General features: G+C 36.8%; 14 protein-coding genes and 1 pseudogene. 7 read left to right on the top strand and 8 right to left on the bottom strand.

What is annotated here, in order from left to right:
- Nucleotides 1-401: 401 nt before the first annotated feature.
- The 5 genes from ACFFU9_RS11155 to ACFFU9_RS11135 all read right to left on the bottom strand — a co-directional run bounded on the left by ACFFU9_RS11155 (nucleotide 402) and on the right by ACFFU9_RS11135 (nucleotide 14,765).
- Nucleotides 402-2,123, bottom strand: coding sequence for a PAS domain-containing hybrid sensor histidine kinase/response regulator (locus tag ACFFU9_RS11155; protein WP_379861519.1), 1,722 nt, complete (start codon nucleotides 2,121-2,123; stop codon nucleotides 402-404).
- A gap of 157 nt (nucleotides 2,124-2,280) precedes the next feature.
- The gene (locus tag ACFFU9_RS11150; protein ID WP_379861518.1) at nucleotides 2,281-4,215 is read right to left on the bottom strand and encodes an OmpA family protein; all 1,935 of its coding nucleotides are present in this window, start codon (nucleotides 4,213-4,215) and stop codon (nucleotides 2,281-2,283) included.
- 37 nt (nucleotides 4,216-4,252) lie between these two features.
- On the bottom strand, nucleotides 4,253-5,257 hold the full coding sequence (locus tag ACFFU9_RS11145; RefSeq protein ID WP_379861517.1) for a PorP/SprF family type IX secretion system membrane protein: 1,005 nt from the start codon (nucleotides 5,255-5,257) through the stop codon (nucleotides 4,253-4,255).
- A gap of 38 nt (nucleotides 5,258-5,295) precedes the next feature.
- Nucleotides 5,296-12,264, bottom strand: coding sequence for a CLIPPER-2 domain-containing protein (locus ACFFU9_RS11140; RefSeq protein ID WP_379861516.1), 6,969 nt, complete (start codon nucleotides 12,262-12,264; stop codon nucleotides 5,296-5,298).
- A gap of 926 nt (nucleotides 12,265-13,190) precedes the next feature.
- Nucleotides 13,191-14,765 (bottom strand): hypothetical protein, encoded by a 1,575-nt coding sequence (locus ACFFU9_RS11135; protein ID WP_379861515.1) that lies wholly within the window; start codon nucleotides 14,763-14,765, stop codon nucleotides 13,191-13,193.
- A gap of 487 nt (nucleotides 14,766-15,252) precedes the next feature.
- Here ACFFU9_RS11135 and ACFFU9_RS11130 point away from each other — a divergent pair, with 487 nt between their 5' ends.
- Nucleotides 15,253-15,468 carry a hypothetical protein gene (locus tag ACFFU9_RS11130; protein WP_379861514.1) on the top strand — a complete coding sequence of 72 codons (216 nt, stop codon included), beginning with the start codon at nucleotides 15,253-15,255 and terminating at the stop codon, nucleotides 15,466-15,468.
- A gap of 446 nt (nucleotides 15,469-15,914) precedes the next feature.
- Here ACFFU9_RS11130 and ACFFU9_RS11125 read toward each other — a convergent pair whose 3' ends face one another.
- Complete coding sequence (locus tag ACFFU9_RS11125; protein WP_379861513.1) at nucleotides 15,915-17,192, bottom strand: UDP-N-acetylmuramoyl-tripeptide--D-alanyl-D-alanine ligase; 1,278 nt, start codon at nucleotides 17,190-17,192, stop codon at nucleotides 15,915-15,917.
- Nucleotides 17,193-17,382: 190 nt separating this feature from the next.
- Entirely contained in the window at nucleotides 17,383-19,068 is a 1,686-nt protein-coding gene (gene gldJ, locus ACFFU9_RS11120) for a gliding motility lipoprotein GldJ (RefSeq protein WP_379861512.1), read from the bottom strand.
- 262 nt (nucleotides 19,069-19,330) lie between these two features.
- Here gldJ and porU point away from each other — a divergent pair, with 262 nt between their 5' ends.
- The 5 genes from porU to ACFFU9_RS11100 all read left to right on the top strand — a co-directional run bounded on the left by porU (nucleotide 19,331) and on the right by ACFFU9_RS11100 (nucleotide 25,284).
- Nucleotides 19,331-23,203, top strand: a complete 3,873-nt coding sequence (gene porU / locus ACFFU9_RS11115; protein ID WP_379861511.1) for a type IX secretion system sortase PorU — start codon at nucleotides 19,331-19,333, stop codon at nucleotides 23,201-23,203.
- A gap of 109 nt (nucleotides 23,204-23,312) precedes the next feature.
- On the top strand, nucleotides 23,313-24,557 hold the full coding sequence (gene porV / locus ACFFU9_RS11110) for a type IX secretion system outer membrane channel protein PorV (protein ID WP_379861510.1): 1,245 nt from the start codon (nucleotides 23,313-23,315) through the stop codon (nucleotides 24,555-24,557).
- An 87-nt stretch (nucleotides 24,558-24,644) separates the two neighbouring features.
- Nucleotides 24,645-24,863, top strand: coding sequence for a hypothetical protein (locus ACFFU9_RS16240; RefSeq protein WP_446685832.1), 219 nt, complete (start codon nucleotides 24,645-24,647; stop codon nucleotides 24,861-24,863).
- Nucleotides 24,776-25,102, top strand: a complete 327-nt coding sequence (locus ACFFU9_RS11105; protein WP_446685834.1) for an ISAon1 family transposase N-terminal region protein — start codon at nucleotides 24,776-24,778, stop codon at nucleotides 25,100-25,102. The genes ACFFU9_RS16240 and ACFFU9_RS11105 overlap by 88 nt, the downstream gene beginning before the upstream one ends.
- Nucleotides 25,103-25,149: 47 nt before the next feature.
- On the top strand, nucleotides 25,150-25,284 hold the full coding sequence (locus tag ACFFU9_RS11100; RefSeq protein WP_379861509.1) for a hypothetical protein: 135 nt from the start codon (nucleotides 25,150-25,152) through the stop codon (nucleotides 25,282-25,284).
- Nucleotides 25,285-25,291: 7 nt separating this feature from the next.
- Here ACFFU9_RS11100 and ACFFU9_RS11095 read toward each other — a convergent pair whose 3' ends face one another.
- Nucleotides 25,292-25,471: a hypothetical protein gene (locus tag ACFFU9_RS11095; protein ID WP_379861508.1), complete on the bottom strand. Its 180-nt coding sequence runs from the start codon at nucleotides 25,469-25,471 to the stop codon at nucleotides 25,292-25,294.
- Between ACFFU9_RS11095 and ACFFU9_RS11090 the strand changes: the two are divergent.
- Nucleotides 25,470-26,039, top strand: a pseudogene (locus ACFFU9_RS11090) (ISAon1 family transposase). The gene ACFFU9_RS11095 and the pseudogene ACFFU9_RS11090 overlap by 2 nt on opposite strands.
- The last annotated feature ends 149 nt before the right edge of the window (nucleotides 26,040-26,188 follow it).

The following is a 26,188-nucleotide window of genomic DNA, read 5'->3' as shown; positions in this document are numbered from 1 at the left end:
TTAAACTATCACAGAATTTACATTTTTTTTATTCAAAACCTTTGATTTGCCTCAAAGCTAATAAACAATAGGGATAAGGAAGATTTTACCAACCATTTTGTCTAGTAGACCTATATTTAGTGATGGTATTGCGCAACAACCCTAACTGTAGGCTTATTTGACGCTTGCTGACTCCTTCACTGTAAAGTTTGAAAATCTGTTTTATTTTTCGCATATCTATTTGTTTGTTGGCCATAATATCTTTTTACAAAAGATATTTAAAGCTTTACAAATAGAATCGATTTTTAGTGGTTCACTTTCATCCGCCGCACTATGCTCACTTTAATCCGCTGTGGGTGGTATACTATACGCGTTTTTTGCAATAGTGTCTGAAAAGCAAAAAGTTTAAATGACCTCACTCTCTACATTTTAGAATAAGACTTCAAAAGATTATACAATTGTTCAGGATTAAACGGTTTACTCATAAATCCATTCATTTTATAACTTTCTGTTTTAGTTTTTATATCTGATTGCGCAAATGCTGTTAAAGCGATGATTGGTAAATTAGCTTTCAAAGGATTTTCTAGACTTCTAATAATTTTCGTCGTTTCATACCCATTTAATAATGGCATTTGTAAATCCATTAAAATTAAATCAAACCGAGATTCCGAATCCGCTAAGTACAACAATAACTCTTCCCCGTTTTCGGCAATTTCATAATTAACTTTCCATTTCGTAAAAAACCGTCTTAAAATAAGCGCATTCATCCTATTGTCTTCCGCTACCAATACATTGATTTTAAGAGGGTTAAAGTTTGATTGCATTTTTACCATTCCTGAATCATACATATTAAGCCGATTACTCATTTTATATGTTATGTCGAACAAGAACGACGCCCCCATTCCCAAATCACTTTCAACCTTAAGGTCACTACCTTGCAATTGAAGTAATTTTTTACTAATTGAAAGGCCTAGGCCCGTCCCTCCATATTTTACACTTATTTCAGAATCTGCCTGTACAAAATTTTCAAAAATAGTATGGTGTTGATTTGATGGAATTCCTATTCCGGTATCAATGACCCTGAACTGTAACGAAACTTTATTTCTAACTACACCTAAATTCCTAATACTCAAACTAACGTAGCCCTCTTCCGTAAATTTCAGAGAATTACTTAATAAGTTTTTGAGTATTTGATTAAGTTTTAATTCATCGCCATTGATGTTATTTGGAATCTCATTTTCTTTTTCCAAATTAAAGATGATTCCTTTTTTTTGCGCTTCCAAAACATATTGAGTTTTTAAATTGTTTAGGAGAGTATGTAAACTAAAGTCCTTTTCGTTCAGCGCTAATTTTCCATGTCTAATTTTATCATAATCCAAAAGATCATTTATCAATCCTAATAAATGATCACCGGAAAATTTCAAGGCCTTTAAGCTCTCCTCCTGATCGGGTAGATATCTATCCAACAATAAAATATTGGTCAATCCCGTGACTGCATTCAATGGGGTTCGGATTTCATGTGACATAGTTGACAAAAACTCATCTTTTGCCTGACTGACCTGTTTGAGTTCAAGTTCGGTTTCCTTTAAATTAGTAATATCTATTATGGTACCTAAGAATCCACTAGCATTACCTACTGAATCCATCGTGAGCCTGGCCTTTACCTCAAACCATCTCAATTTATTCCTTTTTTCGTGTTTAAAGACGAATCTTAAATGCCTTTTTTCTATTAACCATTTTTCATTGGTCTCACCATTATCCTCAATGGCATTGGATTTTATAAAATTCTTGAAACTTTTTCCAATCGCCTTTTTCTTTGGATAGCCTGAATAATCGGTCCATGCTTTATTTAGAAAGGTAAAGTTCCCATCCAAATCAGTTTCAAAAATCACCCCTTCAATATTGTCAATGATATTTTCTAATTTCGTTTTGGTTCTGACACTTTCATCCTTTAATTCTCCACTTACAATAGCAAGTTTTTTAAAACTGTTCTCTAAGTCGTTTTTTAAATAGTTTATTTCATTATCATAAGCTTCATAAGTATGATTTACAACTTCTAAAAAGCTTTTAAAATTTTGGTTCTCCAAAACTTCTAAATTTAATTCTTGAATCTGTTTTCTAAGCTTTAGATGATACTTTTTCATTAGCATTCCGAATGAATTTACTGTTTTATTTAATAAAACGCTCTATAAAAACGTAATAGAAAAATGTATTTATTTTAATAGAAATAAGCGTTGACTGTTTCGTTTTTTAATGATTTATGCCCAAATATTATAAGGATTCCTTTACAAACGAATAAATTTAAAAAGACAATACTGTTACTTCTGTCCGTCTGTTATCTTGATGAGCCTTTTCCGAACATGATATGCCATTAACACACCCATTTCGCAGTTGAGATTCTCCATATCCCTTTGCAACAATTCGTGTTCTCGACACACCTCTTGAAACGAGATAATCCACAGCGGATGAAGCTCTTTTACTAGAAAGCTTTAGGTTGTAGGAATCCGTGCCCCTACTATCGGTATGAGAGGACAATTCAATATTCAAGGATGGATTGTCTACCATAATACGTACCAATCCATTTAATATTATCGCCGCATCAGCTCTAATGTTGTCTTTATCAAAATCGTAAAGAATGTCCTTAAGAATAATTTTTTTTCCAACCCTAAACAAGGGTTCTAAATGAAGGGCTACTTTAATGGTATCCGATTTAGTCATGTCCTTGGTATTAAAAACCAACGAATCTGAATAATACTTTGCCTTTTGACCTAGTATTTTGTATTCTTTGCCCGGATCTACGAAGAAGGAGAAATCTCCTAAATCGTTACTAAGTTTTTTGGTCTTTATTTTTTGGTCGGTACCTTTTAACAAAACAGCGACTTCACCCAACCTCTTGTCCATTCCTTGACCTTCAAATGATGTCCCTTCCATGACAATGGTTACTTTTTCAATTGGACGGGTGTATGAATATATATCATCACCACCTACACCTGCTGCTCTATTGGATGAAAAATATCCTTTCATTTCTTCATTATTGATATCTGACACAACGAATGCAAAATCATCACCACCACTATTGGTTGGAAAACGAAGGTTCTCAGGACGTGTCCAAACAGATTTTTCACCGTTACTTATATATATATCCAATCCACCCATTCCTACAAAACCATTACTTGAATAATATAATGCACCATCAGGTCCTATATGGGGAAACATTTCATTATTTGGGCTATTTATGATTCTTCCCGCATTCTGTGGAACGCCCCAACTTCCATCCATTCTTTTCTCACAGAACCAGATATCTGATCCTCCCATGCCTCCAGGCATATCTGAAACAAAATAAAGCGTTTGTTCATCCAAACTCAAAGTAGCATGCCCTACTGAATATTCCTTTGGGTTATTATAGGCAAAAGGAATCGCGATCCTTTTATCATCCGTAGTATTGGTATAAACGTACAATTCTAAGCGATTGGTTTGATATTTCTTTTTATTGATCTCACTCATATTTGCTTTCTTACCAGTATAGGTACGCGTCACAAAAAACATATTCCCAGACTTATTACTACTTACGGGACCAACATGATAGCGGTTATTTTCGTTTAATGTATTAAAAAGAGAAGGGTTGACAAGGCTATCTCCCACTTTATCAGCACTGAATATTTGTAGAAAAGAATTTCCTGTCCAGCTATATCTCCCTGAAGAATTGGATGCCTCACCAACATAATAAACTTTATCTCCCACTGGATACGCCCCAAATTCTGATAAAGGCGTGTTAATCTCCATTTCGTTCAAAATATTATAAGTTGTGGGATGTGCCATCCACTTCATAGCGGCTTCTACACTTGCCATTTCTAACGCTACATCCTCCCTATTTCCGGTGGTTTGTATATATCGTTCTAAAACTTCTTTTGCTTTATGATATTCCGAAGTTTGTTTAAGAGCCTTAGCATATTGCAACAAATGTTCTGGCGAACTATCAGGATGTTCTACCAGCCTGCTATACCAATTGGTGGACAGTTCATAATCGTTAATTTGATAACTACTAAAAGCAAGGCGCTCCATATCCTCAAAACGCGGATTTTTAGTATCCGTCAATTTTTTATATAATAATGTGGCCTTTCCATATTCATAGCCGATGAAATATTCATTAGCCTTCTGACGATTCCCGGCTTGTTCCTGGGCAAAAGAACCTACGCACATTAGAAGTAGCAATAGTGTTATATAATTTCTAACCATAATTTTAATATTTGGTAATATTTTTATTTTGAGGCTTTTAGAAAAATCTTGGACTTATTAGACGACGACCTTGCAGTGGAAATGTATAACCGAGTGTTAGTTCATGGCTACCAGATTCATGATTCCCAAGATTATTAAGCATGTAATCATAAGAATATCCGACCCGAAAGTTCTCTGATAAGTAAAACTGAACAATGCCACTAACAGCATTGGAAATCTTAAGTTTTTGTGCACTAAAATCGGTATAATCTTTATCCCAAAGTTTTAATCCAGTCCTATAACTCGCTCCAAACCAAAATCGTTCGTTAAAAATGAACATGGTATTGACATCTAAACTGGCAGGACCTTTAAAGTCATCTTTGATTAAAATACTTGGCCGCCATTTAAAGTTTGGAGATAAATCAAAAACAGCTCCAGTTATAAAATACATATGTCTTCTTTGATCAATACTGTAATCATCAGAATCACTTTTAAAGAGCACATTCTCGCTATCATCTAAAACATTCATCATAGAAATTCCCGCATACCATCGTGGATTGTAATAATAAACTCCCAATCTTACATTCCATTTCCATACATCTAAATTGGCATTACTTAGTGCAGTATCGTGTTGATTTACAGTTGAAAATTTAGAACCATCCAGCCCGTATTGACCTAATCCAGCAGCGAGACCAAAACTCAAACGCTCTGTATCATCATGATTCAACCGGAGTCGATATGCATAATTTAAGTAGGCTGAAGTTGCCAATTGTGGCCCTAACTTATCTGAGGTTATCTGTAAACCCAATCCCATATTTCTAGACATTGGCGATATAATACCGTCAATGGAAAATTGGCCTGTTTTTGGAGCACCTTCAATCCCAGCCCACTGATTCCGTAAGGCCATTTGCACAAACCATTGCTCCTTATATCCGGCATAAGCGGGATTAACGCTTACTGTATTGAAGATATACTGAGTGAATTGAATTTCTTGTTGTGCAATCAGTTTAGGTGCTTTAAAAAGCATTGCAAATACTAATAGTGCTATATATGATTTCTTCATCCTTATTAACTTTATTATTGGGTTTGAATGTGGTATTGTTATCGTTGAATAAATAACCATCCCTTATAGTTTTCTACACTTCCTTTCTCATTAGTTAAATTGACCACATAATAGTAAGTTCCATTATTTAGCCCTTCTCCTGAAAATTTGTTATTACCGTTTTTGTAATTTGAATTTCGATAAACCTCATTACCCCATCGATTAAAAATCAATACCTCTGCATCCTTATAATATTCAATACCTATAATTTCAAAAGCGTCATTATCTCCATCTCCATTAGGTGAAATGGCGTTAGGAAAAAACAGTCCTTTTATGGTAATCGTTACAGTAGCAACATTACTCCAGCTTTCATACGCATCTTTAATTCGATAGGTAAAATTATCTTGCCCAGTGAATTTAATCCCAGGTGTTGGCGTATAAACCACCATTCCATTGGCATCGATTGTAATTGTACCATAACTAGGCCCTTGGAGGATTTCTATAGTTTCTGGAACCAAATATGTATCATAAGCTATATCATTTTCCATAATAGGGATGTTCACCGGTTGCCCAATTAAAGTTTCTGCACTATCATCTAAAGTTTCTGGATCTTTTTTGATAACATAAGTAGTGGTTGGATCATCATTGTCAATTTCAGTTCCAGAAATGTCTTCAACCTCGTTACTGTTAGGATCAAGACCTTTTACGAAGGCTGAGTTCACCACACTACCTTCAATCATATCTAATTGAGTTATGATATAGGTTGCAGTAGCAATTCCAGACTCACCTGGTGCTAAAGTTGATGGCTGAATAGATAGATTTATAGTATTCGTAAGCAAGTCATCTACCACAACATTAGTCAGGGTCACATTACCACTATTTGTGGCGGTAAAGGCATAGGTGATAATATCCCCTAATGATCCCCCAGCTTTCAATTCCGAGGTTTTAACAAGCGTAATTTCTGGATAATGTTCAAAAACAACCTGTGTGCTATCGTCCTCCGTATTCCCGTCGGTATCGTCCCCGTTGTCGCTGGTATCGCTAACGCGGGTGCCCGCAGGGCTATCCCCGCTGGCCACCACACTGTTGGCAACCCCGCTCGCATCCACGGCTGACTGCTCGATCACATAGGTCGCTATATAAGTAGCCGTCTCGCCCACCAAGAGTGTCCCTTCGGCACTGCCCTGGTCGGCACCCTTAAAGGCCGGTTCCGTGGTCAGTGCGAGAACGGCCCCATGTGCATCCGTAAAGGTATCCGCCAAGGTGATCCCGCCAAGGGTCACGTTGCCGGTGTTGGCCACCGTAATGGTATAGGCAATGGCATCACCCGTACCCAAAACTCCGTCACCGTTGTCCGTGATGGACGCCGTCTTGACAGCCCTAAGGCTTGGGTCCTCGGTAAAGTTTGTAACGGTCGTGTCATCCTCCGTGTTCCCGTCGGTATCGTCCCCGTTGTCGCTGGTATCGCTAACGCGGGTGCCCGCAGGACTGTCCCCGCTGGCCACCACACTGTTGGCAACCCCGCCCGCATCCACTGCTGACTGATCGATCACATAGGTCGCTATATAAGTAGCCGTCTCGCCCACCAAGAGTGTCCCTTCGGCACTGCCCTGGTCGGCACCCTTAAAGGCCGGTTCCGTGGTCAGTGCGAGAACGGCCCCATGTGCATCCGTAAAGGTATCCGCCAAGTTGATCCCGCCAAGGGTCACGTTGCCGGTGTTGGCCACCGTAATGGTATAGGCAATGGTATCGCCGGCACCAAGGATCCCGTCGCCGTTGTCCGTGATGGACGCCGTCTTGACAGCCCTAAGGCTTGGGTCCTCGGTTATCATAACATCTTCAGTTGCAGTAATTGCAGTTGGAATTTGATCTGATACCACGGATACTGTATTCCGAATTAATCCCGACCCTTGTATTGGATTCCCAAAATTATTTAAATCATTTTCTAAGACTGTATATGTGGTTGTATATACCCAAACCTCTCCAGCTTCCAAGACATCGTTTCCGTTGTCACCTGTGAAGCCCATTAAATTCCCACCTACTAAATGGTCATTTACAATAACATTGGTCTGATTCGCATTTCCCGTATTGCTAACGGTGATTGTATAATTGATAATATCATCTACGGCGTCTACAGTGTTAATATCTGCAACTTTATCAATAGACATCGAAGAACATACAGGTACATTAACTGTAATATAAAAGCGTGAGCTACAAGATGGCACTGTTTCGCTTTTTCCCTCAATAACATAGCGCACTTGCTGTTCTGTTGAACTTATATTTATTAAAGTTTGTGATAATATGGTCTGACCCGTACCACTGGTAGCTCCTATAACATTCATGTTTGGCATTGGCGTCCAACTATAAATGCCCGCAACACCATTACCTCCATTCGCAATATCCATAGAATTGGCTGCTAAATCATAAGTAAAACTTCCTGTACAGTCCAAATTATCTATAGTATCATCATAACCAATTGGAAAATCAGCTATAGATATCTTAACTTCATTACTAATATTAGCGGAGCATACACCATCAGTTACGTTTCTTCTGTACAGTGTTTCCTGGATTAATGCGCCCGGGGCGTAATCTTTTTCATCTGAAAGTCCTACCGCCATAGTCCATGTAAGGCCGTTATCTACGCTTTGTTCCCACTCATACACATATGCTCCGTTTCCTCCAGATGGTGTAGATCCAACAATCAAATCAGGGGTTTCACCATTACAAACAGTTTGGGCTTCAGAAATGGTATTGTTGACAATCTGTGGGTTCACAGTAATTGTAACCACGGGGGTTGGTTCAGATAGGCAATCAAATCCATTTAAAGTAGATTTTGTTATTCTCCTATAAAAGGTTGTTTCGGATAGACTTGTTGGCGAATAAGATTCACCATTAGCTCCGATAATTTCTGTAAATCCAGTTTGGGAATCGGTTGTAGATGCTTCCCAAATATAAGATATGGTACCGGAACCGGTACCTGAAACAGTTGAAATCAATCCATTTGGTGTCTCCCCACTACAAATAGTTTCATTTTGTGTGAACTCTCCCGCTATCTCACCTGCGGTGACAATATCTTGAATGGTTAATTCAAAGGTAGGTTCATCTGCACATACGGCCTGACCTACAGCAGAAAAATCATAGGCAAGCTGGAAATTAGACAGTTGCCATGATTTCGCATGGCCGTCTTGATGTGATTCAATCTGGATAATTACCGCAATATTTCCTGCTACAATATCTGCATGTGATACCGTTCTGATGGCGGTAACAGTACGAGTAGCGCCTGGTGCAATTACTGGGAAATTTTGGCGTCCTCCTATTGTAGTTTTTGTAGCTTTATCGATAACGAAAAGTCCGCCCACATAAGAACTCCTAACCACTCCAGGGCCTAAGTTTTCAACATCTACCGAAATTGTGAGTTCCACACTATCACCTGCAAGCGTACAGTTTTCAATACCTGGAAGCTGAATATCCCCAGTGATACTATTATGAACAATAGAATTAGTCCCCGATCCTGGCGGCACCGTTCCAGGGTAATTGTGTAGAATATCTACAGAGGCATTCCCGCTCCAAAACATTTGATCTATCTGTCCTGGATAAATATAACTTCGCATAGTTTGGTACTTTGCAGGGTCCTCGGTAGTATTAGTCAGTATATCCAATGCCACTGGACATTCCTCAACAGAAATCAATTCATCGTAGATGAATAAATTATGGACACCACTGTCCGCGATTTGGTCCCCAGGCACATATCTTGTTCCACTACCATTTACTCCTGTATAATAAGCCTCATTTCCTGAAAGATTTGTACCAGTAATAGCAGGGAATGTATAGGGACCACAAGAATTCTGATCAACTAAATTATCTATCTCTGGACTGATATCGATCCGCAAGAAGACCGGCGTACGTGTACTCGTGCAGTTACCCATACTACCTTCAGCATAATACACAATTTCACCTATTGCATTTAAAGATGGATTTGATACTACATTTCCACCAGATGGCGCATCGTACCAAATTAAAGTCTCACCCATACCCACTGATGCTGTTGCTGTTAAAGTAGGAATATTAGCTATGGTAGCACAACCGTATTGATTACCTCCACTTTTTGGTGCCTGAAGTGCCGCAGATGCTGGTTCAATAGTGACCTGAACTGGAGCGGTTGTACAATTACTACTATCTCTAATAATCACATCATAAACTCCAGAACTGAGTCCGTTAAAAATATTATTAGTTACAAACGTAGCTCCCCCATTGATGGAGTAATTTGCCCCTGCATATAATGGTAAGCTAATAGTTCCCGTTGCATCTGAACAATTAGGCTGTACAACGCTCGGAGTCGGCGGAGCGGGGCTATTGTCAATTGTAGCCACTTCTGCCAAGCTTTCACAATTAGTACGAGTATCTTTAGCGGTAACATGATAAGTTCCTGGAATCACATCTACAAAAGTTACAGATGCTTGATAATTGACTCCATCAATGGAATATTCATAATCCGAGCCCAATGGTTCAAGAATAGTAATACTTCCATTACCACCAGAACAGGTTGGTTGTCCTATTAATAGTTCTGGCCTACCCATAATTTCAACCTGTACAGGTTTAATATCTGAACATCCGGTAATAATATTGGTCCCTTTAATATAATATGTTCCAGACACATTAATATTTTCAGGGCCAACTAAAGGAGTCGTTGCGGAAGCATCCGTATAATAGGAGAATTCCAACATGGGTCCGCTCCCATCTGTTATTTCAGCTAAGGTCAAATCTACTGCTGTCGGTTCGCACACTGGTAAAGGATCATTGATCGTAAGGTTGGGTTTACCTTCGATCGATAATATGACCTCTGTTCTTTGTGCACTTGTGCACCCACCGTTATTAGTTTCCGCGTAATACCTTACTGTTCCAAGAGTATCCAGTTGTGGATTGGCAACCACATTCCCACCAGAAGGTGCATCATACCAAAGTATAGTACTACCGGAAGGGACTGAAGCAGTTGCCATTAACGTCTCTCCTTCGCATCCCAACTTATTCCCGTTACTAATTGGAACTGCAGGGCTTACTACTATAGCATCATTGTATTTGATATTGTTACAGGCCTCGGTTGTGGTACCATTTAAACATTCTAAATGAGGATCTGTAGGAGGCGTTAAAGGGTCAGGATTTGTAGCATCAATATCCGTCACATCGTGTGGTCGCATAATACTAGCCTCTACGACAATGGGGTTACAAACCAATGTTGCCCCTACTTTTCCAGTAATATTAAAGTTTACCCTACATCCGTTAGGAATATCCAACAGCGCATTAATATTACCATCGGCATCAATGCTTAAATTATTTACAGCGGCATCCTGACAGGTGAGCGAATAAATGACATCGGACAAATTCTCGATCGAAAAACCGTTGGGCACCTTAAAATGAAAAGGAGCGTTTTTTGCAGAACTTGGTCCATAATTTATAACAGGAACACTATATGTTATTGATTCTCCAGGGGTTATTTCTGTTATTGGCGTAATGGATTCTATATTAAGAATAGCCAAATCAACTAGTGCAACCTCAATGTTTTTAGAAATACTATAAGAATCGCCCAATATGTAGGTCCAAGTATCCATTACCTTATCATTTCCATAATTGCCACTCCAAATATGGCCATTGATATTACTTGAAATGCCAGCACCATCATTTCCATTCACGGTCGGATTTGAGGGAGCATTTGATGTAGAGACAATATCACTATCATCCCAATATACGATATCACTTTTGACCGAACCATCGTCATTTAATTGCTCAATTATCAAACCGTTCGCATTAAATTCCAAATCAATAAATGGGAAGTGAACTTCGGCGCCTTGTAATCTCACATTTACAGAAATTTGTGCTGTTCCTTCCAAAAGTGGATTTCCGGCACCGTCTCTTCCATCCCATAGAACAGAATTCGTTCCTACTTGTGCTGTTCCCGTAAGGATCCGTTCTACGAAACCACCGTCCCTATTAATAACTATCTTATAAGTTCCGGACATATTGGCTTCAAACTCAATAAACCCTCCTTTTTGGCTCATTTGATGTTGGGCACCTTCCACCCCTATGAACTCCACATTCGTCACTGTGGGGATTACTTTTTGGGGGTTCAACCAAATGGTTCTACCTGGCATATTTGCTACTGCGGGCATGGTATTATCCGGAAAAGAATAAAACATTTTATGAGTAATACTATATAAGCCATCTGGTTCTCTTGGGTCTTTTGTTGGCACACCTGAACCGAAATCATTTAAACTTTTATATGAAGGCGTCGCATTATCACCAGTACCAGTGGTCAAACCTTTATTGTTGGAGAAGCTCATAAACCCCACCCCATATTGTCCATTGTTGTTTACTTTGTAAACATATCCATCATTGGTTAATACATACATAATACCGTAATATGGACCACCCACATATTGAGCCAATAGATTTGCATATACTCTTCCAGAAAGCGCATTGTCTGCAGTATCAAAAACAGTCACATCCCACGCGAGTATCGCTGAACTCTCATCGTTTTGCTCACTCCAATTGGCATTGGCTAGCCCCGATGCTCCCTTTTGATTAAACGATGGGACGGTTCTCGTAGCAATAAAGTCAACTTGCCAAATTCCTGCCTGTCCTGGGCCGACAACCTGTGAAAAAGGGACATACCCTCCAGGAGCATTCGGACCAGCTAATTCTTCGGTGCGATTGGCAATACGACCTATCGAAGACCCTTGAACCGAAGTATACGTAGTACCATCTGGAGCAATTAAAACAATAAGACCATTGCCAATACCTTGAGCACTACTTGCCGCAGTTATTACTTCATTGGTCCGAGCATATACAAAATGGGTTCCACGAGACAAAAACGGCCAACCATTAACCTGACTTTCCGGATTATGACTTATTAAATAAGCCCTATGTCCAGAAGCACCGCTAGGGTATAGATCCTTAGAACCTTCCGCATTGACCTGAGTTGGATAAAAAACGACTAATGATAGCAGTAACAGTAAACGAAAAATACTTTTCATGACTTTAATTTTTATTTCTTATTACTTAAACACTACTTGTGCTTAAATTGGTGTGCTTTTTTTATATATATTTCTCATATGTTAATTATTAATTATCCCCGAACTCACCGCAATAAATAATTACTTAACCACGTTATAAATTAATGACGAATTGATCCTAATTTTAAGAGATGACCATTTAATACCTAAAACATAAATTCCCGCCCCTTCTTTGATAATACATGACAATAATTTTATAAGAATATCTATTACATGACACCATATATTAACTGTCTCATTTTAACAAGCTCCATTAATGTTATATTTATTATAAGTATCAAAAGAATCCGCCCTAGGTTAAACTTGATACAGGTTTTGCCTAATTGTACTGTAGCTTAAAAAATATCATAGTTGGAACGACAATTATATTACTATAATTTAGATGTAAAATTATAAAGATTAAAGATTATCTTCCGAAACAAGGACGGATCGATCGATTCAAATAATTACGCGGCGAAGGTAAGTTAAGCAACGAAAAAAGGTAGTCCTTTTTAAGGACATGTATTGTCATATTCGTGAAAATGAAAAGAAACAAAACACAACAAGCTAATAATAAGCTATTTACACATTCAATTTAAACTACATAAAAAACAAATTCAAGGTTTTTTTAAAAAAACACTCTATTTATTCTAAACTAATATTTAAAATACTACTAAAACATACACTTCATCGATTATTTAATCAATTGGAAGACTAAAAATAATTAGATTCTATAAAAGAGTATTTGTCTTTATGTGTAATAAACAAGGGTAAAATACTTACTTTTAAGGATTACAAAAACGGTAGTCAAGCCCTTCCCGGATATGGCAATGCAATCTACAGATAAGATTTAGCAAGAAAAGAAATCCAAATACCATATTATTAGTGTCCATAAAATTCTAAGTTATCTAACTAAGGGTGGTTTCTTCCACATGGGACGCTTTCACTTGACCTAAAAAAGCGGAAGGCGTTAAACCAGTAGTATTCTTAAAAATTGTAGCAAATTTACTATGGGAAGAAAAACCACATTCTTTTGAAAGATAACTGATTTTATAGTTTAGATAATTCGGATTATCCTGAACCTTATTAATTATATAGTATACTCTTAAATCATTAACATAATTATTAAAGTCTTTATTTTTATGTGTATTAATAATGTATGATAAATACTTTGTATTGGTCCTAAAATCCGCAGCCATAACGGAAAGCCTAAGGTTTGGATTTGTAAATTCTTCTTTTTTTTCAAACTCTTCTAATTTTCGAAGTAACTCTATTTCTGTTTTCTCGGGCATAAAACGTTCTTCTTTATTAGTTAATACAGAAGGGATTAGTTTAGGTTCCTCCTTTAGAGAATTAAGATTGGAAATAATTGCCTTAAAATATTTCTCTTCCTTTCTTCTTTTTTTTCTTGTAAAATAATAAAGCCCCAAGCTAATGAAAAACAAAATGCTCCAAACAAGTGCTATTTTATAAACTATAGTTAATTTTGCATTTTGATTCTCGTACACCATATTTAAGGCTTTATTTGTAGCCGTCTTGGCTGATGTCATATTCTTATTTACATTCTTAAGGTGTTCCTTGTTGTAATAAAAATATTTCTCTAAGTCACCATTAATTTGGTAATACTCACTTAGATCACTATATATCAAAACTTTCAGAGCAGTATGATCTATAGCTTGCGCAATAGTATCTGCTTTGCTCAAATAGGACAATGACTTCTCATATTCTTTCTGTTTCAAGGCAATTTTTCCGAGTCCATGAAAAACCATACCCGCCCATTGCGATTCTCCTGCATTTGCTTCATTTAAATACTTAAGAGATTTGTGATAATGCTGTATCGCAATATTAAATTCATCCATTCCGAGATAACTTCTCCCAATCATTTCTTCATTATTTCCAAAAAAGAAATTTTTCATTTGAACGCTACTCATGTTAGAGAAAAGCAAGTTGGCCTTCTCCAGCAGCTGAACCGCTCTTTTATACTGTTTCTCATAAATGGCGTAATGAGCCATTTCTTGATAAACCATTCCTCTATATTGATCAACTCTACTTTGATGAGTCATTTTATCACAGATTTTCAAACCTTTCTCTAAGTATCTTTTCCCCTGATCTATTAATCCAATAATACGATATTGGGTAGAAAGGAATCCATAAATTCTGGACAACCACTCGTAATCACTTATTTCATTGGCGATAATTTCTGCTCGTAAAGTATATGTTATTGCTTCTTCTCGTTTACTTTGTTTTTCCAATAAATCCGCAGATAGCATTAAGGACTTAATCTTTTGTAAATCTGTAGATGAGACATTATATAACGAATCAGCAATTTGACTTGCCATCACAATATTTGTAGCAGATTTCCGCACCGCAGTATCATAAAAAACACTATCAAATTTTGCGTTTCCCTCGTCCCTGTTCTGAGAAAAGACCATTTTAACATGTAGAAAAAGGACAACTAAAAGCAAGTTGAAAAAATAATTCATAATTGTTTAAGCCTATTATTAACTCTGCAATATAATAGAAAAATTATAATTGAGTCTACTCAAAAAAAACCGTAAAGTAAATTAAGTTCCAAAAACTTAAATTCACAATTATGACATATATAAAAACCCAATATTAAATTAGTCTTAGAAACTCTAAAGGAGCGTTTAACCACCTAGAAATTATACAAATTTTCGAGGTCAACCCTAAGCCGAAACCATATTTATTAAAGGTGCTGTGCTGAAAAAGATGAAAGCAGAAGAAAAGAAGTAACGTTTATTAAAGATTATTGGACAGCAAAAAGGGAACTGTATTTTTTAAAGAACGCCTTGCGCTAATACCAAAAAGCAAAACAAAAAACAATGACAGGCAGTGTTTTTTTTTAATTAAGTACCGTAAAATAATGCCGTTTTTTAGGCATACCACGTCCGGTCCTGTATTGGAAGTAAAAAAATAAAGTGTTCTAAATTTAGAGCGTCCAAATCAAATATGGGCAAGATATCACCTATGCATCTATGCGGAAAGGATTTATGGCATTTAATAACAATTATCGATTTGCAAAACAGATATATTTCGCATTGGAAAGTTTCAAACACAATGGATGTTAATTGGTGCGTTAGGGTTTTAGAAGAAGCTATAGAGATGCACGGTAAACCAAGAAATCATAAATACCGAGCAAGGAAGCCATGGACAACATATTTATAAGAGACCAATGGAAAAGTATTAAACACGAAGACGCTTATCTATCCCCTAATAATGGATTAGATTTATGCGATCAATAAAATACTTATTTTCATTTTTATAACCACGAAAGAAGACATTAAGGAATTAGCAATCAAACACCTTGTGATAGATGTTAAAAGAAAGAGTTAATAGCAGCTTAATGAGTATTAATCAGAAATTAAAAACTATTCTAATAATTGAGGAATCTCACTTTGTATACTTAAGCCAAATTAATTGAGTTTTTTTTCACAAAACACCCTCTTCATTTTCAAATAATTAGATATAAAAATTTCCAAATGGAAACACGATACAAATGGCAAAACAATTTTGAAATATAAATACTAAAAATAATAGCCAGAGCATCATTTCAAAAAGCATTAATAATGGATAAAAACTAGTTTTTATTACATCCCAAAACACGCAATGCATTATAAATCCAAAACCCTTTCCAAGGCCATGCCTCGTGATCCTTTAATTAAAATGGACGTGTTTTCTATTTTAGAAAAACTAAAATCCTTTTTAAAATCATCAAAAGATTCATATTGAATGATATTTTTTGAATTAGCTTCCGTTTTATAAAAATTTTTGCCAATTAAAAATGTGGTATCAAAGTTTAAAACCCTAATTAAATCAACCACGCTTTGATGTTCCTTTTCTGCTTCCTCACCTAGTTCAAACATATCCCCTAATATTGCTGTTTTAACAGTACTCTTTAAATTATTGAAATTTAATAGCGCCGCATGCATACTCGTAGGGTTAGCATTATAAGCATCTAATACCACCGTGTTACTTTCTTTTTTCAATACTTGGGAGCGGTTATTGTTTGAAGTATAATCTTCAATAGCGGTTTTAATAGCAACAGCATCTACCTCAAAATAATGGGCAATAGCAATAGCTACAGCAATGTTGGTATAATTGTACTCCCCTATTAGATGACTTTGTATGCTTAAGCTTTTGTACTTTACTTTCACATTAGGCTGGGCTTCTACAAATTCAATTTGAACATGGGACTTTGACGTCGTTCCAAAACTAAAGACATTGCTGTTTTTTGTTTTTTCTACTTGTATAGAATCGTTACCATTTATAAAAATGGTTTTATTTCTTCTGATAAGAAAATCATAGAGCTCACTTTTTCCTTTAATAACACCTTTTACACTTCCAAAACCTTCTAAATGGGCCTTTCCAAAATTAGTAATGTACCCATAGTCTGGTCTTGCAATTTTGCATAAAAACTTTATTTCTTCCAAATGGTTCGCTCCCATTTCCACAATCCCGATTTCCGCATCTTCTGTCATCGATAGCAGGGTTAACGGCACACCAATATGATTGTTTAAATTACCAATAGTGGCTGTTGTTCTATATTTCTGAGATAAGGTCGCATTAATGAGCTCTTTGGTTGTGGTTTTACCATTACTACCTGTTAATGCGATAATAGGGATTTTTAAATACATTCTATGAAAAGCGGCTAAATGCTGAAGAGTTTCAAGCACATTTTCAACCAAAATCGTTTCATTTAAAATATCATATTTCGGATTATCGATAATGGTATATTTTGCTCCACTCTCTAGTGCTTTTTCCGCATAAGCATTACCATCGAAATTTTCGCCTTTAAGCGCAAAAAACATAGTGTTTTTTTTTATTTTCCGTGTATCTGTGCAAGCAGCACTACAGGTTAAGAAAAGACGGTGTAATTGTTCTATTTTCAACTGTTCTTATTTTAAGGTAAACATGTGCTTTACACATAGGGTTAACAAAATATTTAAACGTCTTCAAATAAGAATAAAACGTATTTTACAAATCCTACAAGACAAAACAACTATAATATTTTATGTTTTAAAAGTATAAAAAAAAGTCCTAACAGACGTTAGGACTTTTTTTTATATTATTGAAATCTTATTAGTTCTTTGTTTTGTTTTTAGATTTCGATTTTGAGCCCACTCTAGACATGGCACATCTAAACCCAATATAATCGGTTGCCATATCTTGTGGAAAATAACGTCTTTGGGCTGGATCTAACCAATACTCTCTATCTTTCCATGAGCCACCTTTATAAACGCGTACCTCATCGTTAATAAGAGACGTTCTGTTATTATTTTTATCATATTCTCTAATGATGTTCCCTAAAGAATCTCTTGTAATACCATGTTTAGGAGAATTATACATCATACTTGTTTGAGATGTTCCTTTTTCATCTTCTTCATTAAAACTTTCGAAGTAACGAGAAGAACGCTTATCTCCGTCTCTAAAGTTGATTTCATTGCTCTTATCGAAATTCGTTCTTAAGTACGTTTCGTTTTCGTCAATAGGAACTTGTAGAATTTCTCCTGGTAAGTTTCTAGCTACTAATTTACCTGTAGAAGTGGTATCATACACAATGCTTTCTGGTGTAATTATTTTAACAGACCCATCTTCATTGATAGCGTTTTTTGTATACACGTTACCACGATAGTAGTTAAAATCATTAAATTCTGCATCCACGATAGGGCGATATACATCTGCTACCCATTCTGCAACATTTCCTGCCATATCGTACAGTCCATAATCATTCGCTTCATAAGACTTTACTTTATTGGTTATATCTGCACCATCGTCAGACCAACCGGCTATGCCACCATAATCCCCTTTACCTTGTTTAAAGTTAGCCATTTGATCGCCACGTATTTTACGTTTTCCAGAACGTGTATACTGGCCATCCCAAGGATATTTCTTACGTCCACGATATAAATTATAACTCCGTATTTCACTTAAACCTAATGCTGCATATTCCCACTCTGTTTCTGTTGGAAGTCTGTATTTAGGTGTAATAATACCGGTTTCAACAGTGGCATATATATTACTTCTATTACCATCGGCATCTACTCTTTCACCTCTTCGCGCTCTATCATCGCCATTAATAATGTCTTCATTCCCACCATAAGTTAAAGACGGTGCATTAATGTAGGTATCGGTATTAAAATTAGATTCGGCTGTAACTTCTTTGGTTTTCGCATCTCGTTTTAAATAGCCTGCTTTTTCAAGATTGTACTCATTAACACGATCTGATCTCCAATTAGCAAACTCAACAGCTTGTATCCAACTTACTCCAACCACAGGATATTCTGCATAACCAGGGTGACGCAAATAATTTTCAGTCATAATCTCATTATAACCCAAACGATTTCTCCATACCAAAGTATCTGGTAATGCCCCTAGATAAATAGCTCTAAAATTTTCATCTGTTGGCGGATATACCCTTTTTATCCAATCTAAGTATTCTAAATACATCATATTGGTAACTTCCGTTTCATCCATATAAAAAGACTGAACATGTTGCTGCGTTGGCGTGTTGTTCCAATCGTGCATAACATCATCTTGAACCCGTCCTTTTGTAAAAGTACCGCCTTCAACAAAAACCAAACCTGGAGAAGTTTCTTGCTCTCTAAAATCCGTATTGTACTGAAAGCCGCCCTCCCTATCATTTATATTCCATCCAGTAGCTCTAGAACTATTCTTGGAACTTGAAGACTTTTTACAACTCGTTATGGCTGCAAAAACGGCCAAGACTAATAAAACCTTGAATGTCACTACTTTTTTCATATCCATATTTTAAGTAAGCTAATTATATTTTTGGTGGTGCAATATAAGAATTAAACCGAATACCGCAAGCAATTTCTTGTTATTTGATTAAAATATTATGCATTTCACCCTGTTTATTAAACATTACATCGATGTTTTCACAGTTTTCACCCTATGTTTTGTGTTATATTAACGTGTGTTTTCCTAAATTATTATTGTATTTTTGAATCTGATTTTAAAAATATTTTTTTTTGATAATAACGCCGTTACAAGAACGTTATGCTGTAAGATGAAAGAAAAGAACTTATTTGTTGCTTTATTTATTTCCGTTTTTGTCTTTTCACAACAAAAAGACTACACGATTACCTGGGAAGGCACTCAAAATATATTTACTGAAAGTTATTCAATGAAAGTACCCGCATTCAATAACGAGTATTTTGTTTATGATTTGGATAAAGGGGTCTTGTTTGTAGACTCATGGAAAGTCTCTAGTGCCATTAACGAGTCTTCTGCCTCTATAGCAAAGGCATCCTATGTGCCGGTGTCTAAAAATGATTTAGGAGATTTAGATCTTACGCAAATACCCAACACACTACAATTTCAGCTTAAAAACACTCTGGCTAGAGGTAAACATGCACTTCATCTTGAAATAACTCCTATTATAAAGGATGCTCTTGGCTTTAAAAAACTAGTTTCCTTCACTGTAAATTATAATACTTCTACAAGTAGGAGTTCGTTATTGCAAAAGAATTCGGCAGTAGGCATAAGCCACTCGGTTTTAAGTTCGGGGGAATGGTATCGTTTTTATGTAGATACTACAGGCGTCCATAAAATATCGAAATCCTTTTTAGAACAATTGGGGGTAAATGTCAATACCGTAAACCCAAAAAACATTAAATTGTATGGTCATGGAGGCCATATGCTCCCCTACCCTAATGCGGCTTCAGTTCCTTTTGACTTGCCAGAGAACGCAATTAAAGTAGTAGGTGAAGATGATGGCGTTTTTAACAATCAAGATTACATACTCTTCTATGCTCAAGGTCCAAAGGGTTTTCAAGAAGAAAGCAATACACATATAAATTGTTATACCGATAAAACGTACTACTACATAAATATTAGCAATGGCCCAGGAAAGCGTATTACCCCTTTTACCCAACCCACTGGCGTTATCGATATGCAGATAGATACGTTTCAAGAATATAAATTTCATGAGGTAGACAACCAAAACATAGCTACACTGGGGAGACGTTGGTTTGGCGAACGCTTTGATATTAAAAATGAAAGGACGTTTAACTTTGAGTTTCCAGATTTACTGCTTTCACAGCCTATAAAGTTAAAAACGTTTGTTGCTGGTGTATCGTCATCTGCCACGTCTATGCAGCTTAAGGTGAACGGAAATATCATAAGAACTTTAACGCTCCCTAAAGCTTCAAAGCCTAACTTCGCCACCGAAGCATCTTTTATAGGCGATGTTAATGTGAATTCTCAAAAAATAGCGGTTAACTTAACTCATAATAACAATGGCAACCCAAGCGCTGTGGCATATCTGGACTATATCGCTATTGAAGCTACAAGGGCTCTAAAGTTTTCTGGAAAACAATTTTTATTTAAAAATAATGCCGTAGCATCGACTACTGGAATAGGCCAGTACAATATTGAAAATGCTTCCGAAATCGCAGAGATATGGGACGTTACCGACCTCTACAATGTGGCAAATTATAGTAACACCAATACCCCCCCAATACTTCGTTTTAAAGCAACACTTGGCGCTTTAAAACATTATGTAGCGGTTAGCGCAACCGATTATTTTATTCCTAAAACGGATACCAATACCAAAGTGCCAAATCAAAATATTAAAGGAACCATTTTCTCTAACAACCAAGGTCAGTTTAAAGATATAGATTACATTATCATTTCGCCAAGCCATTTGCTAAATCAAGCAAATAGACTCGCAGAAATTAACATAAAACAATATGGCTTAAGTGTAAAGGTGCTTAGCTTAAAGGATATATATACGGAGTTTAGCTCTGGAAATCAAGATATCGCCGCAATTCGAAACGTGATAAAATATGTTTACGATAATGCTAGCGCTCCGGAGAAAAGAATAAAATATGTTTGCTTATTTGGGGATGGTTCTTTTGATTATAAGGACCGTATTCCAAACAACACCAATATGGTTCCTTCTTGGTACTCTCTAAATAGCTTTAGTGAAACCAGCTCTTATGTCTCAGACGATTTCTATGGCATGATGGACTCTCACGAAGGCGCTATGGAAACAAGCGACAAACTGGATATTGCCATAGGGCGCATTTTGGCAGATACTCCACAACGCGCTAAAGAGCTCGTAGACAAAATAGAAGGCTATTACGCTAAAGAAGCGTTTGGAGAATGGCGGAATAATTTCGTAGTTGTTTCTGACGATGTAGATAAAGATTGGGAGGGCATCTTACAGGAAACCACTAACGATATTGCAGACAAGGTGACTCAAGAAAAGCCCTTTATTAATGTGGTCAAGATTCATTCCGATGCATTCCAACAAGAATCTTCGGCAGGCGGCGACACCTATCCAAAAGTAAATGAAGCTTTAGTAAGTGCCATCGATAATGGCGCTTTGGTGTTTAATTATTTCGGACATGGTGGTGAGGATGGTTTGGCAGCTGAACGTATTTTACTAAAGCCCCATATCCAAAACCTAAGAAATGTTAACAAACTTAATTGTTTCGTAACCATTACTTGTGAGTTCACTAAATTCGATAACCCTTTTAGACAAACAGCTGGTGAATTTGCATATTGGCAAAAACAAGCTGGGGCAATCGCCTTAATTACTACAACACGACAAATTTTCGTCACTACAGGTATTACGTTCAATAAAATCTTAGGGCAGTATTTATTTTCTTTTAGCAATAACGATGCTTTTGGAGATTTCGAATACCCATCTATGGCCGAAGCCTTAAGGCTCGCAAAAAACGACCCTTCTATTTCTGGTAACTCCCAAAGGCGGTTGGTGTTTTTTATTGGCGATCCTGCCATGAAATTGGCTTTCCCTAAACCTCACATCAAGTTAACAGAAATTAACGGCGTTCCTATTGCCCAGTCTACAGATACATTAAAAGGACTAAGCTATGTTAAACTAGCTGGTGAAGTTACAGACCTTTCAGGCAATCGTTTGCCCCATTACACAGGAACTCTTTCTACTACTATTTATGATAAAGAACTGGACAGACAAACATTAGCAAATGACGGAACACGCTTAAACGGCGAATTGGTAAAGCTAGACTTTAAAACTTTGGGGGAAATCATTTTTAGAGGCCAAGCCACTGTGAACGAAGGCAAATTTGAATTTGATTTTGTTGTTCCAAAAGATATCGGTATCCCGGTAGGGTATGGAAAAATCAGTTTTTACGCCAAAGATAGCACACAGCTACAAGACCAAACGGGAGCAAACATGGGCATGGTTAAAATAGGAGGATTAAATACCAATGCCCCAGAAGATAATATAGGCCCTGTTATTACGTTATATATGAATGATGAAAATTTCGTTTCTGGCGGTATAACCCATGAATCGCCCACATTATTGGTGAAATTAGAAGATGAAAACGGAATAAATACAGCGAGTGGCATAGGGCACGATATTGTGGCCATTTTGGATGGTGACGAAAAAAACCCCTTTATTTTGAACGATTATTATCAAACCGAAGTAGATGATTATAAAAAAGGGATCGTAAGTTTTCCTTTTAGAGATTTAGAGCCCGGCCTGCACACCTTATCTCTTAAAGCTTGGGATGTTTATAACAACTCATCAGTAGCCGAAATACAGTTTATAGTTTTTGATAAAGATCAAGAGTTGGTTATAAATAACGTATTAAACTACCCCAATCCTTTTGTAAATTACACAGAATTTTGGTTCAATCACAATAGTTCGGCCCCTTTAGACGTTTCAATACAGATCTTTACTGTTTCTGGAAAGCTGGTACGGACATTAAACGGCCAAACCAAAGGCGATGCTATAACCACTAGCTCATTATCTAAAGATATAGTTTGGGATGGACGTGATGACTTTGGAGATAAGATTGGCAAAGGTGTTTATATTTATAAATTAACGGTAAGGTCGCAGCTATTAAATAAAAAAGTAGAAAAAATCGAGAAACTTGTAATCCTATGATAAAAAATTATATTTGTAACACTAATCCATCAAATCCACATGTTTGAGCTTTTTATTAACCCAACCAATACTTAGCAAATGGCATGTAATTCACAAAAACAAAAAACACATGAAAAATAACGTACTGCTATTATCGGCTTTTGCTTTAGTCTTAAAGCTAAATGCACAAACCACGATAATACCAAATCCAAACGACTCAAGAGCCATTAATACTGGTATGCCTTTTACGCTAATTGCGCCAGATGCTCGTGCCGCTGGTATGGGCGATATGGGTGTTGCTACCTCTGTAGATGCTTTTTCACAACAATGGAACCCGTCAAAATATGCGTTCTCTGAAGCTAAATCTGGTATAGGCTTAAGTTACACTCCCTATTTAAGCAAACTTGTAAACGATATTGGCCTAGCTTACCTTACTTATTACAACCGTTTAGACGAAAGAAGTGCCTTTGCTGCCAGTTTTAAATATTTTGGATTAGGCGAAATAGAGTTTCGGAAAAACGAAACCGATATAGGGACTATTCAGAAACCGAACGAACTTCAATTAGATGTATCGTATGCTCTTAAATTGAACGATCAATTTGCCATGAGTGTTGCCATGCGCTATTTAAGATCGGACTTAAGACTTGACTACGACAACAGCGATTCGAGTGCTGCCAACACCTTTGGTGTAGACATTTCGGGATACTACCAAAGTGAAGAAGAAGCATACAATAGTTATAACGGAAGATGGCGAATGGGCTTTGCGCTACAAAATATAGGTCCTAAATTTAAGTATGACGATGGAGGAGCAGATAATTTCCAACCTACAAATTTACGTTTAGGGGCAGGTTTTGATTTTATTTTTGACGATTATAATAAAGTATCGGTTACTGCCGAAGTGGCCAAGTTATTAGTTCCAACGCCCCCTATTTTAGGGACAGAGTACGAATACACGGATACTAACGGAAATAATAGATACGACGAAGGTGTTGATGAGCTAGGAAACAACGTTTCTGAAATGAATAGCATTATTTACAGTGGAAAATCTCAAGATGTCAATTTCTTATCTGGTATTTTCCAATCTTTTGGGGATGCTCCTGGCGGATTTAGTGAAGAACTAAGAGAGTTTACCTATTCTCTTGGTGCCGAATATCTTTACCAAGACTCCTTTGCGTTTCGGTTAGGGTATTTTAATGAAGCAGAAGAAAAAGGCGCCAGAAAATTCTTAGCATTAGGCGCTGGCTTTAAATACAATGTTGTTAATATCGACTTGTCTTATTTATTCTCTGCTTCCAAAGTACAAAGTCCGTTAGAAGGAACACTACGTTTTTCTTTAACGTTTAACTTAGGTGCTGGTACATATAGAGAATACTAAAATAAAAAACAGATTTATAAGTTAAAGCTGAATAATGATTTCCATTGTTCAGCTTTTTTATTTAAGGCTTTTAAAAAAAAGACATTTATGATTAGCAATTTAAACACAGGGCATTATAGGGCCATTTCCACACAAACCATGAACAAATCCTGCGTGAAGCGTAAAATTTGGGGAGGAACTTTACCTTTGCCCAATAAGAGACTTGATTTGTATATAGAATTAGCGCTAAATTTGTTTCCAGAAGGCCTATTTACTTTGAAATTGTACGGCATGACGCATCAGCAGATAGGATTCATTTTTACTTAGAAGAGAAAAATGTGCTTCCCAAAGTACACCGATCAGAAGCTGCACAATCCAAAAGTTTCCTATCAGAAATAACAGTTGAGGACTTTCCACTAAGAGGCAAATCGGTACTTCTGCATATAAAACGTAGGCGTTGGACTCTTGTAAATACGGGGGAGATTGTAAAAAGAGATTGGAATTTAATAGCTAAAGGCACTCGGACAACTAACAAATTTGCCTCTTTTTTAAAAGGGATCGCTTGATACTCATGCCGTAAGTGCCAAACGATTTGGCAACTATTACAAGGTTAATGGCAAAAACCTACAGCATCACTACAAAAACCACCTTAGCGACTTTAAGGCCTGGTCACAAAATCACAAAAGGGGCATTCGCAAGATTGGCTGCTTTATGGAGAGAACCTGGGCAAATACTTAAGTCTGGATGAGACCTCTCTATCCAAAGGAGAGCTCTACACCATCTTGACCAATAAAGAAGCCAACGGAAAGAAAGGCAGTATTGTCACCATTATCAAAGGCACAAAAGCATAAGATGTAATCGATGTCCTTAATAAAATTTCTGTAAAAATACGAAATATGGTCAAAAGAGTTACTGTAGATATTGGCTAGAAGCATGAACTTGATCATTAAAGAGTGTTTCCCTAAAACAGTGATCGTGACCGATAGGTTCCATGTTCAAAAACCGGCCTCGGAAGCCGTACAGGAAGAGCGTATCCGATTGAGGTGAGATATTATAGAAGTAGATAACATAGCCATTGAGGATGCCCGTAAAACAGGAAAAACATACACACCCGAACTTCTTGATAACGGAGACACGCACAGACAGTTGCTGGCCATAAGTCGACACCTGTTGTTTAAACCGAAGACCAAAGGGACTGTAGGACAAATAGAAAGAGCGGAAATACTATTTAAACTATATCCTGATATAGAAAAGGCATACAAGCTGTCCCAAAACCTATCTTGGATATACAATAATACAGAGGTCAAAACCTCTGCATTGGTACGATTGGCCAAATGGGATGAAAAAGTGAGACAGGCAGGCTTTAAAAGCTTTAATACCATTGCTAAAACCATGTCCGTTCATTATCTGAACACACTCAACTTCTTTGATAATAGAAGCACAAATGCATCAGCAGAGTCATTTAATGCGAAAATAAAAGCTTTTAGGGCGCAGTTCAGATGAGTAAGAAAGGTAGATTGGTTGCTCTATTGAACCAGCTACGCCATTTTATACCAATTTAGTTATTAAATGTCGCATTAAAGGCGTTTAAATAATGATGATTTCCTGTAATAGATTTTATAGTTTGGCACGTCATCTCATTGACCATTTTA

Source organism: Mariniflexile ostreae (genome assembly GCF_042427585.1).
GTDB lineage: Bacteria > Bacteroidota > Bacteroidia > Flavobacteriales > Flavobacteriaceae > Pseudalgibacter > Pseudalgibacter ostreae.
This window is presented reverse-complemented; position numbering and strand designations above follow the sequence as displayed.

What these genes read in the sequence shown, in the direction of transcription:
- ACFFU9_RS11155 (WP_379861519.1), bottom strand. Translation starts at nt 2,123, where the DNA reads ATGAAAAAGTATCATCTAAAGCTTAGAAAACAGATTCAAGAATTAAAT.
- ACFFU9_RS11150 (WP_379861518.1), bottom strand. Translation starts at nt 4,215, where the DNA reads ATGGTTAGAAATTATATAACACTATTGCTACTTCTAATGTGCGTAGGT.
- ACFFU9_RS11145 (WP_379861517.1), bottom strand. Translation starts at nt 5,257, where the DNA reads ATGAAGAAATCATATATAGCACTATTAGTATTTGCAATGCTTTTTAAA.
- ACFFU9_RS11140 (WP_379861516.1), bottom strand. Translation starts at nt 12,264, where the DNA reads ATGAAAAGTATTTTTCGTTTACTGTTACTGCTATCATTAGTCGTTTTT.
- ACFFU9_RS11135 (WP_379861515.1), bottom strand. Translation starts at nt 14,765, where the DNA reads ATGAATTATTTTTTCAACTTGCTTTTAGTTGTCCTTTTTCTACATGTT.
- ACFFU9_RS11130 (WP_379861514.1), top strand. Translation starts at nt 15,253, where the DNA reads ATGGGCAAGATATCACCTATGCATCTATGCGGAAAGGATTTATGGCAT.
- gldJ (WP_379861512.1), bottom strand. Translation starts at nt 19,068, where the DNA reads ATGGATATGAAAAAAGTAGTGACATTCAAGGTTTTATTAGTCTTGGCC.
- porU (WP_379861511.1), top strand. Translation starts at nt 19,331, where the DNA reads ATGAAAGAAAAGAACTTATTTGTTGCTTTATTTATTTCCGTTTTTGTC.
- porV (WP_379861510.1), top strand. Translation starts at nt 23,313, where the DNA reads ATGAAAAATAACGTACTGCTATTATCGGCTTTTGCTTTAGTCTTAAAG.
- ACFFU9_RS16240 (WP_446685832.1), top strand. Translation starts at nt 24,645, where the DNA reads ATGATTAGCAATTTAAACACAGGGCATTATAGGGCCATTTCCACACAA.
- ACFFU9_RS11100 (WP_379861509.1), top strand. Translation starts at nt 25,150, where the DNA reads ATGGCAAAAACCTACAGCATCACTACAAAAACCACCTTAGCGACTTTA.
- ACFFU9_RS11095 (WP_379861508.1), bottom strand. Translation starts at nt 25,471, where the DNA reads ATGCTTCTAGCCAATATCTACAGTAACTCTTTTGACCATATTTCGTAT.